The following is a 13987-nucleotide window of genomic DNA, read 5'->3' on the forward strand; positions in this document are numbered from 1 at the left end:
GCCAGGATCTGCCGACCCGGACCTGACCCTAGATCTCGGAGTCGTCCACCGGCCCCGGCCGCGCGGTCGTCGGCTCGGTGCCGCCGTTCGTGGTGCCGGCACCGGCGGCGTTGGCCTCGCGCTCCAACCGGGCTGCGCGGCGGCTCGGTTGCGGCTTTTGCACGGACAGTTCCCCGCCCACGCGACCGCCGTGGGGGCGGCCGTGGTCGGCATACTCCTCACGGAAGTAGGCCATGCGCCACGGACCCATTTCGATCCGGGCGCCGGTGCGCAGGACCTGCCCGTCGTTCTCGTCCTGCCGGTAATTCCGCTTGGCTCCGCCGGAAACGTCGCCGAGCGGATACAGAATGTACTCGTCGTTGTCGTCGTGGCGGATTTCGGCATGGAACGGTTGCAGACCGGCCAGCTGCAGGTCGGCATCCGGGGCCGAACCGATGGTGGTGACCGTCGGCAGCAGATCGAACTCGCGCGGCATCTGACCGTTCCAGTTCTTCGAGCCGATCACAAAAACCAGCCGGGGCCGGCCTGCCCCCGGTGTGTAGTGCGTCGTGGTCACCCGGCGACGGATGCGCCGGTCGAAGGTCGGCACCAACGGCAACAGGGTGGCCGGCGGCAACGGCAGGGACAGGCCCGCCTCCGGTGCAGCACTGCGCCGCCGCAGGAGCGGAACCAGCGCGGCCCGGCTGCCGAGCGTAATGTGCGACGAACCGGTCAGCAGCCGCTGGATGACGGGTGCCTTGACGGCTCCCAGCCGGATGATCAGGCCGTCGGGGCCGGACACGGAGACGGTCAGGCCGCGCTCGGCCAGGTCGCCGGCCAGGCCGCGGAGTTCCTTCAGCTTCATCGTGCTGGTACGCACGAACATCTCGGGCTTGCTGGAGAAGATCTCGACGTCGAGGCCGCTGGCCGTGATGGTTCCGCCCATCTGCTCGGCGCCGGTCGCCTCCGTGGTGTCGCCCGGTGTGCCCGGCTCCGCGAGGGAGAACTCCAGGTCGATGTCCAGGCGGGTGGTGGGGCTCATGACTACTTGGTGAGCGGTTCGGTGCCTGAACCCTCGCTCGTGGTGACACGCAGTGTGCCGTTCAGCTTCCAAGTGGCACGGGGGGCATCGGGGCCGATGTCGCGCGGCACCTCCACCGTCATGTCGATGAAGCTGTAGTTGATGGCGGCGCTCTTGCCGGTCAGGTAGGACCACATCTCCTTGCCGAGGTCGGTCCAGTCCTTGATGTTGTGGGCGTCGGGGCCGGTGGCGTTGGCAGTGGGTACGGGGTTCTGGCTGTCAGTCACGGTGTGTTCCTTCTCGCTTGGTTGCAGGGATACGGCACTCGGTCGTCGCACATCGGGCCCGCAATCGGCCAGAATCGGATCAACAGTGAACCGCCGCGCGGACAGCCATCAAAAACCTCGTCTGCCGCGTGTAGGCCAACCCTAGTTGAGCACGGCTGCAGGGGGAAGGGCGCGGCACCCCTGTTCTGGTCGGTGGTGTCGGCTAGCCTCGAAACCACCGTGACCAGCGCTTCCGGTGTGGTTGTGCGTGCGCAAAGAGGAGATCGACGTGTTCCTGCCAGGCCCTGCCACCGTTGTCTACTCGGCGAGCGACCTCAGCGCCGCGGCCGCGTGCGAGTGGGCACTGTTGCGCCGACTCGACGCGAAACTGGGACGCATCGACGCCGCCCCGGCAGCCGCTGACGCCATGCTCCAGCGCACCGCCGAGCTGGGCGACGCCCACGAACTGCGGATGCTCGAACAGCTGCGCGCGGCCCGCACCGTCGTCGAGATCGAACGTGGCGACCTCGCCGACATCGGTTCCGCCGTTGAAATGAGCGAGGCGGCCGTGCGCGCAGGGGCCGAGGTGGTGTTCCAGGCTGCGTTCTTCGACGGGCGATTCCTGGGCTATGCGGACTTCATCATCCGCACCGGGAGCGGCGACCCGAGCGACCCCGCCGACCATTCCGACCCCGCCGACCATTCCGACCCCGCCGACCCCGCCGACCCCGCCGACCATTCCGACCCCGCCGACCCTGCAGACCATGCCGCGACCTACGAGGTCTACGACACGAAGCTGGCACGCTCGGCGAAGATCACGGCGCTGCTGCAGTTGGCGGCGTATAGCGACCAGTTGCAGCGGATGGGCATCCCGACGGGGGAAAACGTGCACCTTCTGCTCGGCGACGGCCGCACGAGCTCGCACCGGTTGCAGGACATCCTGCCGGTCTACCGCGCCCGGCGCGCCCGCCTCGAGCGGCTGGTCGACGAACGCCTCGCCGACCCTGCACCTACCCCGTGGGGTGACCCTCGCTACGCCGCCTGCGGCCGCTGTGACCTGTGCGAGGAGCAGGTGCAGCAGCACCGGGACGTGCTCCTGGTCGCGAACCTGCGGCTCAGCCAGCGCGCCCGGCTGCGCTCCGCGGGCGTCCGCTCCATCGACGACCTCGCCGCGCGGCGCGAGCCCGTCCCCGGTTTGTCAGACGCCACGCTGGCGACCCTGCAGGGGCAGGCCCGGCTGCAGATCGCCCCCCGAGCCCCCGGCCGGCCACTGAACTGGGAGATCATCAACCCGGCCGCCCTCGCGGCGCTGCCCGCACCCGATGCGGGGGACATCTTCTTCGACTTCGAGGGTGACCCGCTCTACCAGGAGGCCGGCAACGGACAGTGGGGGCTGGACTATCTGTTCGGTCTGGCCCTGCCGGACGATACCTTCCGCACCTTCTGGGCGCACGACCGCGCCGAGGAACGTCAGGCCCTGATCGACTTCCTGGAGTATGTGCGGGAGCGCCGTTCGCGGCATCCGGGGCTCCACATCTACCACTACGCCCCCTACGAGCGCACCCACCTGCTCGGCCTTGCCGCCCGGCACGGGGTCGGCGAAGAAGCGGTCGACGACCTATTGCGCCGGAATGTGCTCGTTGACCTCTACCCGATCGTGCGGCAGGGCTTACGCATCGGCAGCCGCAGCTACTCGCTCAAGAAGCTCGAACCGCTCTACATGGGGCTCGAGGAACGCGAGGGCGTGGCCAACGCCGCCGATTCGATCACCGAATACGTGCGCTCGCGCACCCTGTTGGCCACCGGACAGACGGATGCCGCAGAGCAGATTCTCACGGACATCGCCCGCTACAACGCGTACGACTGCCGCTCCACCCTGCGCCTGCGCGACTGGCTGCTGGCCCGCGCCGCCGAGCAGCCGGGCGCCACCGCAGCGTCGCCGGCGACCCTGGCGGGCGTGCCCCTGCCGGTGCGGGAACCGGACCCGGTCTACCTGGAACTCTCCGCGCTGCTTGCCGACGTTCCGCCGGCCGAGCGCACCGCCGACCAGACCGCGCTCGCCCTCGCCTCGGCGGCGATCGACTACCACCGGCGGGAGCAGAAATCGTTCTGGTGGGACCACTACAGTCGCCTGGGCGCGCCCGTGGACGACTGGGCGGACACCAGGGACGTGCTCATCGTCGAAACAGCAGCCCTGCACCTGGGCTGGCACCGGGAAGGCCGCCAGTCGCTCGACCGCCGGGTACTGCGCCTGACCGGGGCACTCGCGCCGGGCAGTTCGCTCACGGTCGGGCAGCAGCCGTTCCTGCTCTACGACCTGCCCTACCCGCCGATCAGCCGCAGCGACGCCCCCGGAGCGCGCACCGCGCACAACAGGGCGACCATCATCGACGTGATCGACGAGTCGGTCTATTTGGTCGAGGAGGTGCTCGAACGCGATGCACCCGCCCACCGGGAAATGCCGATCGCCCTCACCCCCGGCACCCCGCCGCCAGCCGGTAGCCAGGTGACCGCGATCTCGGAGTGGGGCCGCGCCGTGCTCTCCCGGTGGCCGGAACCGCTGCCGGACGCGGCCTTCGACCTGCTGCGCCGACGCCCGCCCCGGTTGCTCGGGGCAAGTGGGCCGGCGCAGCCCCTGGTGCAGCCACCGGCGCGCCCCGGCGATGGTGCCGGTGCCGGGGACGGCGAGGGCGATGGTGCCGGCGACGGCGACGGTGAGGGAGATGTGCGCACCGCCATCCGGGACACCCTGCTCGTGCTCGACCGGTCCTACCTCGCGGTGCAGGGCCCGCCCGGAACCGGCAAGACCTTCGTCGGCTCGAGGGTGATCGCCGACCTCGTCGTGCGGCACGGCTGGCGCGTCGGCGTCGTCGCGCAGTCCCACGCCGCGGTCGAGAACATGCTCCGGGCCGTACTCGCCGCCGGAATCGAGGCGGGGCTGGAGCCCGGCCAGGTCGGGAAGAAAGCGAAAAAGGGCGACGAGAAAAAGCCGGTGCCGTGGACCCTCCTGGATACCAAGACCTTCGCCCGGTTCACCGGGCAGTCCGGCGGCTGGGTGCTCGGCGGCACCGCCTGGGACTTCAGCAACGCCGACCGGGTGCCGCGGGGCTCCCTCGACCTGCTCGTGATCGACGAGGCCGGCCAGTTTTCCCTCGCCAGCACCATCGCAGCAGCCGTCGCGGCCGAACGCCTGCTGCTGCTCGGCGACCCGCAACAGCTGCCGCAGGTCAGCCAGGGCACGCACCCCGAACCGGTCGACGGCTCGGCTCTGGGCTGGCTCAGCGACGGACACCAGGTGCTCCCGCCGGAATTCGGCTACTTTCTGAAGACCAGCTGGCGCATGCATCCGAGGATCTGCGCTCCGGTGTCGGCGCTGTCCTACGAGGGGCGGCTGCGCTCGCACCCCTCCGATCGCCGACTCGAGGCTGTGGAGCCGGGCCTGCACCCGGTGCCCGTGCCGCACCGGTTCAATTCCACCTCGTCGGTGGAGGAGGCCGAAGCCGTGGTCTCACTGGTGACCGGTCTGCTCGGCCGACCCTGGACATCCGGTGGCCGGAGCGCACCGCTGGCGCAGGGCGACGTGATCGTCGTGGCGCCCTACAACGCGCAGGTCGAGCTGCTGCGCCGCCACCTCGTGCAGGCCGGCCTGGGTGACGTGCCGGTGGGCACCGTCGACAAGTTCCAGGGCCGGGAGGCGGCGGTCGCCGTGGTCTCGCTTGCCGCCTCCGCGGCAGAGGACGTACCGCGCGGCCTCGAGTTCCTGCTCCTGGCAAACCGGCTCAACGTGGCCATCTCCCGTGCCCAGTGGGCGGCCTGGCTGGTCTACTCGCCGGCCCTGACCGAGACCTGCCCTCAAGTGTGGAGAGCCTGGCCCAGCTGAGCGCGTTCATCACCCTGGTCACGCCCGACCGGGCCTGACCTGCGGCGTCAAAGCCTGACCCACGAAAAGGCACCCTCACTCCGGCATGATTCGCGCGGACTGAGGGTGCCTTCGGTCGGGGGTGCTACTCGGCGTCGAGGTCCGTTTCGAGGAGCTTGACGAGGGATTCGAGAGCCTCATCGGCTCCGTCGCCCTCGGCGCGCAGCACGACGATGTCGCCGTTGGCGGCACCCAGGCTCATCAGCGACAGGATGCTCGAGGCATCCATCGCGTCCTCGGCCGGGTCGGCCTCGAGGGCGATGGTGACCTCGAGGGTCAGATCGCCGACGGCCGCCGCGAAGATGGATGCGGGGCGCGCGTGCAGGCCGACACGGCTCGCGATGGTGGCTTTACGTTCGGACATGGTTCCTCCTAATTGGTGCCCGGCGAAAGGGTGGCTCGCCGGCGATGATGCGATGCGACGTAAATCCGAAGCGGCTAGAGACCCAGCTCTTCAAGTATGGGCAATCCGGCGCGCACGCGGGTACGCGCTTCGTCCGAATTACGGGCCGAAACGGCGATCTGGGCAAGTTCCTGCGCCCGTTCGAGCGTCACGGACTTCAGCACGGCGCCCACGGCGGACATCGACCGGGCCGTCATGGACAGGGTGTTGACACCCAGCCCGACGAGTACGACGGCGAGAACCGGGTCGGCGGCGGCTTCGCCGCAGACGCCGACGGGCTTGTTGTGGCCCTCGTATATCGCCCCCGCGACGGTGAGCTGGATCAGCTGGAGCACGGCGGGCTGCCACGGCGAGTTCAGCGCGGCGAGGGTTCCGAGCTGACGGTCGGCGGCCATCGTGTACTGGGTGAGGTCGTTCGTGCCGAGGCTGACGAATTCGGCTTCGGTCAGGATGCTCGCGGAGCGGAGCGCCGCGGAGGGAACCTCCACCATGACGCCGGGGGTCTTCAGCCCGGCGACGCGGCACATGGCGGCGAAGTCGGCGGCCTCGTCGACCGTGGCGATCATCGGAGCCATCACCCAGACCACGGCGGAGGAGGCCTGCGCGGCGGTGGCGATGGCTGTGAGTTGGCGCTTGAGCACGCCGGGGCTGGTCAGGTCGGTGCGGTAGCCGCGCACGCCGAGCGACGGGTTGGGCTCCGTGCTGTCGGTGAGGAACGGCAGAGGCTTGTCGGCGCCGGCGTCGAGCGTGCGCACGACGACCTTCTTGCCTGGGAACGCGTCGAACACGCCGCGGTAGGCCACGACCTGCTCATCGATGGTGGGCTCGATGTCGCGCTCGAGGAAGCAGAACTCGGTGCGGAGCAGTCCGACGCCCTCCGCGCCGGCGGCCGCGGCCTTGACCGCGTCAGCGGCCCCGCCCACGTTGGCCAACAGCGGAACGAGGTGGCCGTCGGCGGTGGTGCCGGTGCCGTCGAACACGGACAGGCTGGCCGCGACGTGCTCCCACGCCGTGACGGCGGTGCGCTCGTCGTCGCCGGGGTCAACCTGGAGGGTTCCGGCGGCGCCGTCCACGTAGACCTCGGTGCCATCGGTGAGGGCGTCGACGCCGGCGGCGGCGACGACGGCCGGCAGGCCGAGGGCGCGGGCGATGATCGCGGTGTGCGACTGCGGTCCGCCGCCGCTGGTGACCAGGGCGAGGATCTTGTTCGGGTCGAGGGTGGCGGTGTCGGCCGGGGCGAGGTCCTCGGCTACGAGCACGAAGGGCTCGTCAGACTGGGGGATGCCGGGGGCGGTGACGCCGCGCAGCTCGGCGACGATCCGGGCCCGCACGTCGAGGACATCCGTGGCCCGCTCGGCCATGTAGCCACCGAGGTTGTGCAGCATCTCGGCGACTGATGCGCCGGACTCCCAGATCGCGCGTTCGGCGGATGTTCCGGTAACGATTAATTTCACTGCAGCTTTTATCAGCATCGGGTCGGTGGCCATCAGCGCGGTGGCTTCGAGAACCGACTTGCTGGCGCCCGTGGCGGCTTCGGCGCGACGCTGAAGCTCGGTTTGCACCACCTTGGAGGCTGTCCGCAGCTCTGCCGTTGCGACTTCGGGCGTAGTCGCCGCATCCAGGCGTTCACCTGCCGGGGGTTCGCTGATCGGTTTGGGCATCTGGCGAACGGATCCGATGATCCGGCCGGGGCTTACGCCTACACCAGTGAAATTCTGCACGGGACAACCTCTATTCTTGCGCAGCAGAAATACTGCGCTATTGATGCTACGCGTCGGCCGCCCCGAATTTCTCGGAGCGGCCGACGTGCGGTTAAGCGTTGACCAGGGCGGGCGCTGCTGCGTCCGCGGTGACCAACGGTGTCTTTCGAGCGTATCGCTTCAGCGCGATCACCAGGATGGCCGTTACGACGGTTCCGATCGCGATCGCCAGGGCGAAGAGCGCGAAGCTGTCGATGGCGAAGAAGACGAACATTCCGCCGTGCGGGGCCTTCGAGGTGACGCCCCAGGCCATCGAGAGAGCACCGGTCACGCCGGCGCCCACCATGGAGGCCGGGATCACGCGGAGCACGTCTGCGGCAGCGAACGGGATGGCGCCTTCGGAGATGAACGACGCACCCAGCAGCCAGGCGGCCTTGCCGTTTTCGCGCTCGGCGACAGTGAACAGTCGGCGGTCGAGCACCGTGGCCAGGGCCATGGCGAGCGGCGGAACCATGCCGGCGGCCATGACCGCGGCCATGATCTGCCACGGAGCCTGGTTGGCCATGGTTGCGGTGCCGAGACCGGCGACGGCGAAGGCGTAGGCAACCTTGTTGACCGGTCCGCCGAGGTCGAACCCCATCATGAGGCCCAGGATCAGGCCGAGCAGGATGGCGGAGGCGCCGGTCATGCCGGACAGCCACTCGTTCAGGGCGGTGGTCAGCAGCGCGATGGGGCCACCGAGCACCAGGAACATCAGGCCCGAGGCGACGATCGACGCGACCAGCGGGATGATGACGACGGGCATCAGGCTGCGCAGCCAGCGCGGCACGTCGAGCTTGGCGAAGCTGGCGGCTGCGACACCGGCCAGCAGACCACCGGCGATGCCGCCGAGGAAACCGGCACCCATGAACCCGGCGACGGCACCGGCGACGAAACCGGGGGCGATTCCGGGACGGTCGGCGATCGCGTAGGCGATGTAGCCGGCCAGGGCCGGAACCAGGAAGCCCATCGACAGCGCGCCGATCTTGAAGAAGACCGCTCCCAGATAGGTCAGCATGCCGCCTTCCGGCAGGTTGAACAGGTTGTTCTCCAGGGTGACCGTGTCGGCGACCTCGGTGATCTCGTAGCCTCCGAGGAGGAATCCGAGGGCGATCAGCAGACCTCCACCGGCGACGAACGGGATCATGTAGCTGACACCGGTGAGCAGGGCGCGCTTGACCTTCTGGCCGAAGTGCTCGCTGGTCTCCTCGGCCTCGGCCGCACCGACGGTGCCGCCGACGCGGCGGGCGTTAGGGTTCTGGGCCGCGGCCAGGGCATCGTGGATGAGCTTGGCCGGTTCGTCGATGCCGCGTTTGACGGGCACCTGGATGACGGGCTTACCGGCGAAGCGCTCGCGACCGCGAACGTCGACGTCGACGGCGAAGATGACCGCGTCGGCCGCGGCGATGACGGCCGGGTCGAGCATCGTGAGGCCGGCCGAGCCCTGGGTTTCGACCTGCAGGTCGACGCCGGCGGCCTTCGCCGCGGCAACGAGCGATTCGGCAGCCATGTAGGTGTGCGCGATGCCGGTCGGGCAGGCGGTCACAGCGACGATGCGCTTGACACCGGCGGATGCCGCGGGCGTGCTTCCGACGTTGGCGCCGGCGGCGGCGACGCCGCCGGCGGCCACGGGAGCCGGGGAGACGACGCTGGTGACCAGTTCGACGATTTCGGCCTGGGTCTTCGCGGCGCGCAGCGCGGCGGTGAAGGGGGCCTTCATCAGCGAGCGGGCGAGCTTGGCCAGGATCTTGAGGTGTTCCTGGTCCGCGCCCTCGGGAGCGGCGATCAGGAAGACGAGGTCCGCGGGGCCATCGGCGGCGCCGAAGTCGACCGGCGAAGTCAGTCGGGCCAACGCCAGCGTCGGCTCGGTAACGGCTGCCGAACGGCAATGCGGGATGGCCAGGCCGCCGGGGATGCCGGTTGCCGTCTTCGCTTCGCGAGCGAGGGCATCCGCGTAGAGGCTCTCGATCTCGGTGGCGCGGCCGGCGCCTACGACGAGCTCGGCAAGATGCCGGATTACGCTCGAGGGTGCGGCTCCGAGGTTCTTATCCAGAGCGACAAGCTCCGGGGTGATCAGTGCACTCACTGGACATCCTCCTTTGGATGGGTGTTGAGCGACGTCAGGGTGACGTCGCCCGGTCTGGTTTGGTGCAGTGCCGGAACGGTTGATCCGGGCAGGGACGCGGCTGCGGCCCCGTGGGCTGCGGCCTGGCGGAGAGAGTCGGGGGCGGAGCCGCCGGCGATGCTGCTGAGCAGGTAGCCGGCCAGGGATGAATCGCCGGCTCCGACGGTGCTGCGCGCGATGATCGGCGGCGTTTTCGCGAGCCAGGCGCCGTCTTCGGTCACCAGCACGGCACCCTGGGAACCGAGGGTGGCCAACACGGCGCCAACTCCGGTGGCGACGAGACGCTCGGCGGCGCGGGCCACGAGCACCGGATTGCCCTCGAGGCTCTCCGGGTCGGGGATGCCGGTGAGCTCGGCCAGTTCTTCCGCGTTGGGCTTGATCAGGTCCGGTCCGGCCGTGACGGCGGCGGCGAGGGGCGCGCCGGACGAGTCGACGGCCACCCGAGGGGCGCTCGCGCCGAACCGGCTGCGGAGCTCCCTGGTGATGTCGGCGTAGAAGTCGACGGGCACTCCAGGCGGCAGCGATCCGGCCAGCACGAGCCAGCTGGCACCCTCCGCCTTCTCCAGCACGAGTTCGATCAGGTCGCTCTGCTGCGCGGCGGTCAGCACCGGTCCGGGCACGTTCACCTTGGTGGTGGTGCCGTCGATCTCGGTCAGCGCGACGTTGCTCCGGAGTGTGGCGCCGATCGGCATGCCGAGGTGGGGCACCCCCGCGGCCCGGAGGGCCACCAGAACGGGGTCCAACTCGTCGCCGGGGAGAATGGCGAGGCTCAGGATGTCCGAGGCCTCGAGGGCGCGAACGATGTTCACGCCCTTGCCGCCCGGTTCTTCGCGGGATGAAGCGGCGCGCTGAACTTCGCCGCGGGCCAGCGGGGCGCGGAGTTCGATGGTGCGATCCAGGCTCGGATTCGGGGTAAGCGTGATGATCACGCGATCACAACCTCAACGTCGGCCGCGGCCAGGGCTGCGGCAAGTTCATCTGATGGGAGAGCGTCCGCGATCAGCACGTCGATGTCGCCCAGGGCCGCGAAGCGGATCAGGGTTTCCTTGTCGAGCTTGGACGAATCGGCCAGTGCGACAACACGACGGGCCGAACGGACGATGGCTGTCTTCACGGCGGATTCAACGGCATCCGGAGTGCTGAAACCGAATTCGGCGTGCACGCCGTTGGCGCCGACGAACGCGATGTCGGGCCGCAACGAATCGAGCTGGGCGATGGTGCTGGGACCGACGACGGCGCGGGTGAGGCCGCGCACGCGGCCGCCGAGGATATACAACGAGATGGCGTCGTTGCCGGCGAGTTTCGTGGCGATCGGCACCGCGTTGGTGATGACCAGGAGTTCGTCACCGGGGGCTGCCGGTGTCCAGTCGAGCAGGAGGTCGGCGAGCAGCTCGGTCGTGGTGCCGGCATCCAGCAGGACGGAGCCGGTCTGGCTCGAGGGAATCATGGTGAGGGCGGCGGCGGCGATGCGCTGCTTCTCGTCCTGCCGCTGCGTCTGGCGTTCTTCGAGGCTGAGCTCGGACATGCTCTGCCGGTCGAACGCGACCGCGCCGCCGTGCACCCGGCGCAGCTGGCGGGCGCCCTCGAGGCTGTCGAGGTCGCGGCGCACCGTTTCGGGGGTGACATCGAAGCGGGAGGCGAGATCGCTGACCGTGACCCGGTTCGAACTGGTGACCAGATCGACGATCAGGGCCTGACGTTCTTCGGCGAACATGGCGACCTCCTCGACGCTGAGTGGCCGAAACCACGAATTTGTAGAATACAAAAACTTTACCTGTGTTTGTTTTTGTTTGTCAAGAAAAACAAAGACAAACAAAGAACCCGCTGCGCGGTGCTGCCCGGTGCTGCCCGGTGCTGCCCGGTGCTGCCCGGCGCCGCCGGGTGCCGCCGGGTGTCGGCCGTCGGCGATAGCGTGAGCATCATGAAGATCCTGCACACTTCCGACTGGCACATCGGGCGAACCTTCCACACCCATTCGACCCTGGATGCCCTGCATCAGGTGCTGGATGCGCTGGTGGAGGTGGTGCGGCAGCGCCGGATCGACGTGGTGGCGGTGGCCGGCGACATCTTCGACTCGGCCATGCCGTCGGCCGAGAGCTACACGCTGCTCGCGGCGGTGCTGCGGGAAATCAAGCAGGCAGGGGCCACGGTGGTGATGACCAGCGGCAACCACGACTCCGCCACCCGCCTCGGCTTCCAGGCGGAGTGGGCCGCACTCGCGGGCGTCCATGTGCTGACCCGGCCGGAGCAGTTCCTCGAACCGGTCACCGTGCCGGACGAGCACGGGCCCGTGCACTTCTATGGCATCCCCTACCTGGAGCCGGCGCTGGTCCGGCACCTCAGCGTTTTTCACGGGCCGGCAGACGAACCGCTCAAGACCCACGAGCAGGTGCTCACCGTCGTGATGCAGCGCATCCGCGATGACCTGGCCGTGCGCGGCGGGCGATCGGTGGTGCTCAGCCACTGCTTCGCGGCGGGAGTGCCCGCGGCCGCGGCGACCGATACCGTGCGGGACATCACCGCGGGCGGCCTCGATCTGGTGCCCGTGTCGGTCTTCACAGGACCGGACTACGTCGCCCTCGGCCACATCCACGGGCGGGCCCACCTCACCGACCGCGTGCGCTACTCGGGAGCACCACTGCACTACTCCTTCTCGGAGGCCGGCAAACCGCGGGGCTGCTGGCTGGTCGAGCTCCAGGCCGGCCCTGCCGCCGACATCGAATGGATCGAGCTTCCGGTCCCGCGGCGACTCAGCGTGCTCACCGGCGAGATCGAACAGCTCCTGACCGATGACGCTTTGGCCGAGTTCGAGCCCGACTGGGTGTCGGCAATCCTGACCGACCAGGTGCGTCCCCTCGACGGCATCCGGCGCCTGCAGAAACGATTCCCGCACTGCGTCACGCTCGAGCACCGGCCCGCTGTCGTCGTCGACTCGGATGCCGTCAGCTACGGTGAGCGCATCGACCGCCAGAGTGACCGCGAGATTGTCGCCGGGTTCCTCGAGTTCGTGCGCAACGGGGTCGGCCAATCCGATTTCGAACGAGACCTGGTGGCGGAACTCCTCACCGAGGGTGACCTGAGGGAGCTGAGCCGATGAAGATCAAACGCCTGCGGATCGCCGGATTCGGCCCCTACAAGAACGAACAGGTGATCGACTTCGAGCGCTTCGATGCCGATGGAATCTTCCTGATCACCGGCAAGACCGGGGCCGGCAAGTCCAGCATCCTCGACGCCGTCTGCTTCGCCCTCTACGGCAGCGTGCCGCGCTATGAGGGAACGGAGTCCCAGCTGCGCAGTGACCACTGCGAACCGGATGACCCTACTTTCGTGGAGCTGGAATTCGCACTGAACGAGAACGACTACCGCATCTACCGCACACCCAGGTACGAGAAGAACAAGAAGCGTGGCCCGGGTACGACCATGTCACCGCCCGACGCGCGCCTCGACATCCGTGACCTGCACGACGACCGGGACACCCCTGAGGGCTGGCGCAGCGTGGCGACCCGTCCGGTCGACGTCGGGCACGAGCTCAGCCGCATCCTGCCGCTCAAGCAGGACCAGTTTCTGCAGGTGATCCTGCTGGCCCAGAACCGGTTCCAGCGGTTCCTGCTGGCCAAGACCGATGACCGGCGAGGGGTGCTGCGCACCCTCTTCGGCACCGCCCGGTTCGAGCAGCTCGAACTCGGGCTGATCAGCCGGCGCAAGTCGCTCGATGATGGGCTGGAATCCGTGCGCCAGCGCCTGGCCGGCCTGGCGGCCACCGCGTCCCGGCACTTGCAGCGCGAAGACCTGCCCGGCGACGACTCCGATGACGCGCCCGGCAGTCGCGACCGGGCCTGGTTCGACGCCGCCCTGGCGGAGCTGGACGAGCTGCTGGCCGAGGCGTCGGCGGGGGCCGAACGGGCCACGTCGGCGCTGGAGTTGGCCGCCGCCGACGTGCAGGCCCAGGAAGACCTGCGCAGCCGGCAGGACCGCCGCAACGAAGCCCACTCGGCCCTGGCCGTTCTCGAGGCCCGGCAGGTGGCGGTCGCCCTCGACCGGGCGGCCGTGCTGGCCGCGAACCGGGCGTCCCGCGTGTGGCCGGCGCTCCGCACGCGTCGAGAGGCGGAGGAAGCGCTCGAACGTGCCCTGGTCGGCGAATCGTACGCGCACGGCGCCTGGCGTGAGTACCAGGACGACCCAGGTCTGGTGGAAACGACTGAGAGCCTCAAGGCCGTCATCGAGAATCTCCTGGGCCGGCTCGGATCGTTGAAGGACGTTCTCGACGTCGAACGGCTGCTGCCCGGCATCGAGGCCAAGATTGTGACGCTGCAGGAGGAGCTCGCCCTGCACGTGGCATCCGTCGAGCAGACCCAGGCGCTCCTGGACGAGCTACCGGACCGGATGGATGACGTCAACGAGGCCCTGGCGGCGGCCGCGCTGGCGGCGGCAAGCGAGCCCGAGGCGCGCGCCCAGGCGGAGCGGCTGCGGGCGGCCGAGGGCGCGGCCGGCCAGGTGCGGCGTCTCGACGCGGAGCTGGAGGTGGCGCACCGGGC

The 13987-nt window shown here is 69.4% G+C and carries 10 protein-coding genes; 3 read left to right on the top strand and 7 right to left on the bottom strand.

Translation table 11 applies throughout. The features are described 5' to 3' along the window. Positions 1 to 28: 28 nt before the first annotated feature. The gene (locus tag E3N86_RS06635) at positions 29 to 1021 is read right to left on the bottom strand and encodes an FHA domain-containing protein (RefSeq protein ID WP_174721888.1); all 993 of its coding nucleotides are present in this window, start codon (positions 1019 to 1021) and stop codon (positions 29 to 31) included. A gap of 2 nt (positions 1022 to 1023) precedes the next feature. Next, positions 1024 to 1287 carry a hypothetical protein gene (locus E3N86_RS06640; RefSeq protein ID WP_174720110.1) on the bottom strand — a complete coding sequence of 88 codons (264 nt, stop codon included), beginning with the start codon at positions 1285 to 1287 and terminating at the stop codon, positions 1024 to 1026. A gap of 268 nt (positions 1288 to 1555) precedes the next feature. Between E3N86_RS06640 and E3N86_RS17715 the strand changes: the two genes are divergently transcribed. Further along, positions 1556 to 5146: a TM0106 family RecB-like putative nuclease gene (locus E3N86_RS17715; RefSeq protein ID WP_304990862.1), complete on the top strand. Its 3591-nt coding sequence runs from the start codon at positions 1556 to 1558 to the stop codon at positions 5144 to 5146. Positions 5147 to 5270: 124 nt separating this feature from the next. Here the strand turns inward: E3N86_RS17715 and E3N86_RS06650 are convergent, their stop codons facing one another. The 5 genes from E3N86_RS06650 to E3N86_RS06670 all read right to left on the bottom strand — a co-directional run bounded on the left by E3N86_RS06650 (position 5271) and on the right by E3N86_RS06670 (position 11166). Beyond that, positions 5271 to 5549 (bottom strand): HPr family phosphocarrier protein, encoded by a 279-nt coding sequence (locus E3N86_RS06650; protein ID WP_104099251.1) that lies wholly within the window; start codon positions 5547 to 5549, stop codon positions 5271 to 5273. 74 nt (positions 5550 to 5623) lie between these two features. After that, entirely contained in the window at positions 5624 to 7309 is a 1686-nt protein-coding gene (ptsP, locus tag E3N86_RS06655; RefSeq protein ID WP_104099252.1) for a phosphoenolpyruvate--protein phosphotransferase, read from the bottom strand. 91 nt (positions 7310 to 7400) lie between these two features. After that, positions 7401 to 9413 carry a fructose-specific PTS transporter subunit EIIC gene (locus tag E3N86_RS06660; RefSeq protein WP_134511606.1) on the bottom strand — a complete coding sequence of 671 codons (2013 nt, stop codon included), beginning with the start codon at positions 9411 to 9413 and terminating at the stop codon, positions 7401 to 7403. Beyond that, on the bottom strand, positions 9410 to 10381 hold the full coding sequence (locus E3N86_RS06665) for a 1-phosphofructokinase family hexose kinase (protein ID WP_134415534.1): 972 nt from the start codon (positions 10379 to 10381) through the stop codon (positions 9410 to 9412). Before E3N86_RS06665 ends, E3N86_RS06660 begins: the two co-directional genes overlap by 4 nt. Beyond that, positions 10378 to 11166, bottom strand: a complete 789-nt coding sequence (locus E3N86_RS06670; protein WP_104099255.1) for a DeoR/GlpR family DNA-binding transcription regulator — start codon at positions 11164 to 11166, stop codon at positions 10378 to 10380. The genes E3N86_RS06665 and E3N86_RS06670 overlap by 4 nt, the downstream gene beginning before the upstream one ends. A 207-nt stretch (positions 11167 to 11373) precedes the next feature. Between E3N86_RS06670 and E3N86_RS06675 the strand changes: the two genes are divergently transcribed. After that, positions 11374 to 12549: an exonuclease SbcCD subunit D gene (locus tag E3N86_RS06675; RefSeq protein WP_104099259.1), complete on the top strand. Its 1176-nt coding sequence runs from the start codon at positions 11374 to 11376 to the stop codon at positions 12547 to 12549. Further along, the coding region (locus tag E3N86_RS06680; protein ID WP_134511607.1) for an AAA family ATPase at positions 12546 to 13987 on the top strand (1442 nt) is incomplete at its 3' end. The genes E3N86_RS06675 and E3N86_RS06680, both read left to right, overlap by 4 nt.

This window comes from Cryobacterium sp. Hz7, assembly GCF_004402815.1.
In the GTDB taxonomy this organism is placed as follows: domain Bacteria; phylum Actinomycetota; class Actinomycetes; order Actinomycetales; family Microbacteriaceae; genus Cryobacterium; species Cryobacterium sandaracinum.

Coding starts and splice junctions, on each gene's coding strand:
- E3N86_RS06675 (WP_104099259.1), top strand. CDS start 11,374: ATGAAGATCCTGCACACTTCCGACTGGCACATCGGGCGAACCTTCCAC.
- E3N86_RS06635 (WP_174721888.1), bottom strand. CDS start 1,021: ATGAGCCCCACCACCCGCCTGGACATCGACCTGGAGTTCTCCCTCGCG.
- E3N86_RS06670 (WP_104099255.1), bottom strand. CDS start 11,166: ATGTTCGCCGAAGAACGTCAGGCCCTGATCGTCGATCTGGTCACCAGT.
- E3N86_RS06650 (WP_104099251.1), bottom strand. CDS start 5,549: ATGTCCGAACGTAAAGCCACCATCGCGAGCCGTGTCGGCCTGCACGCG.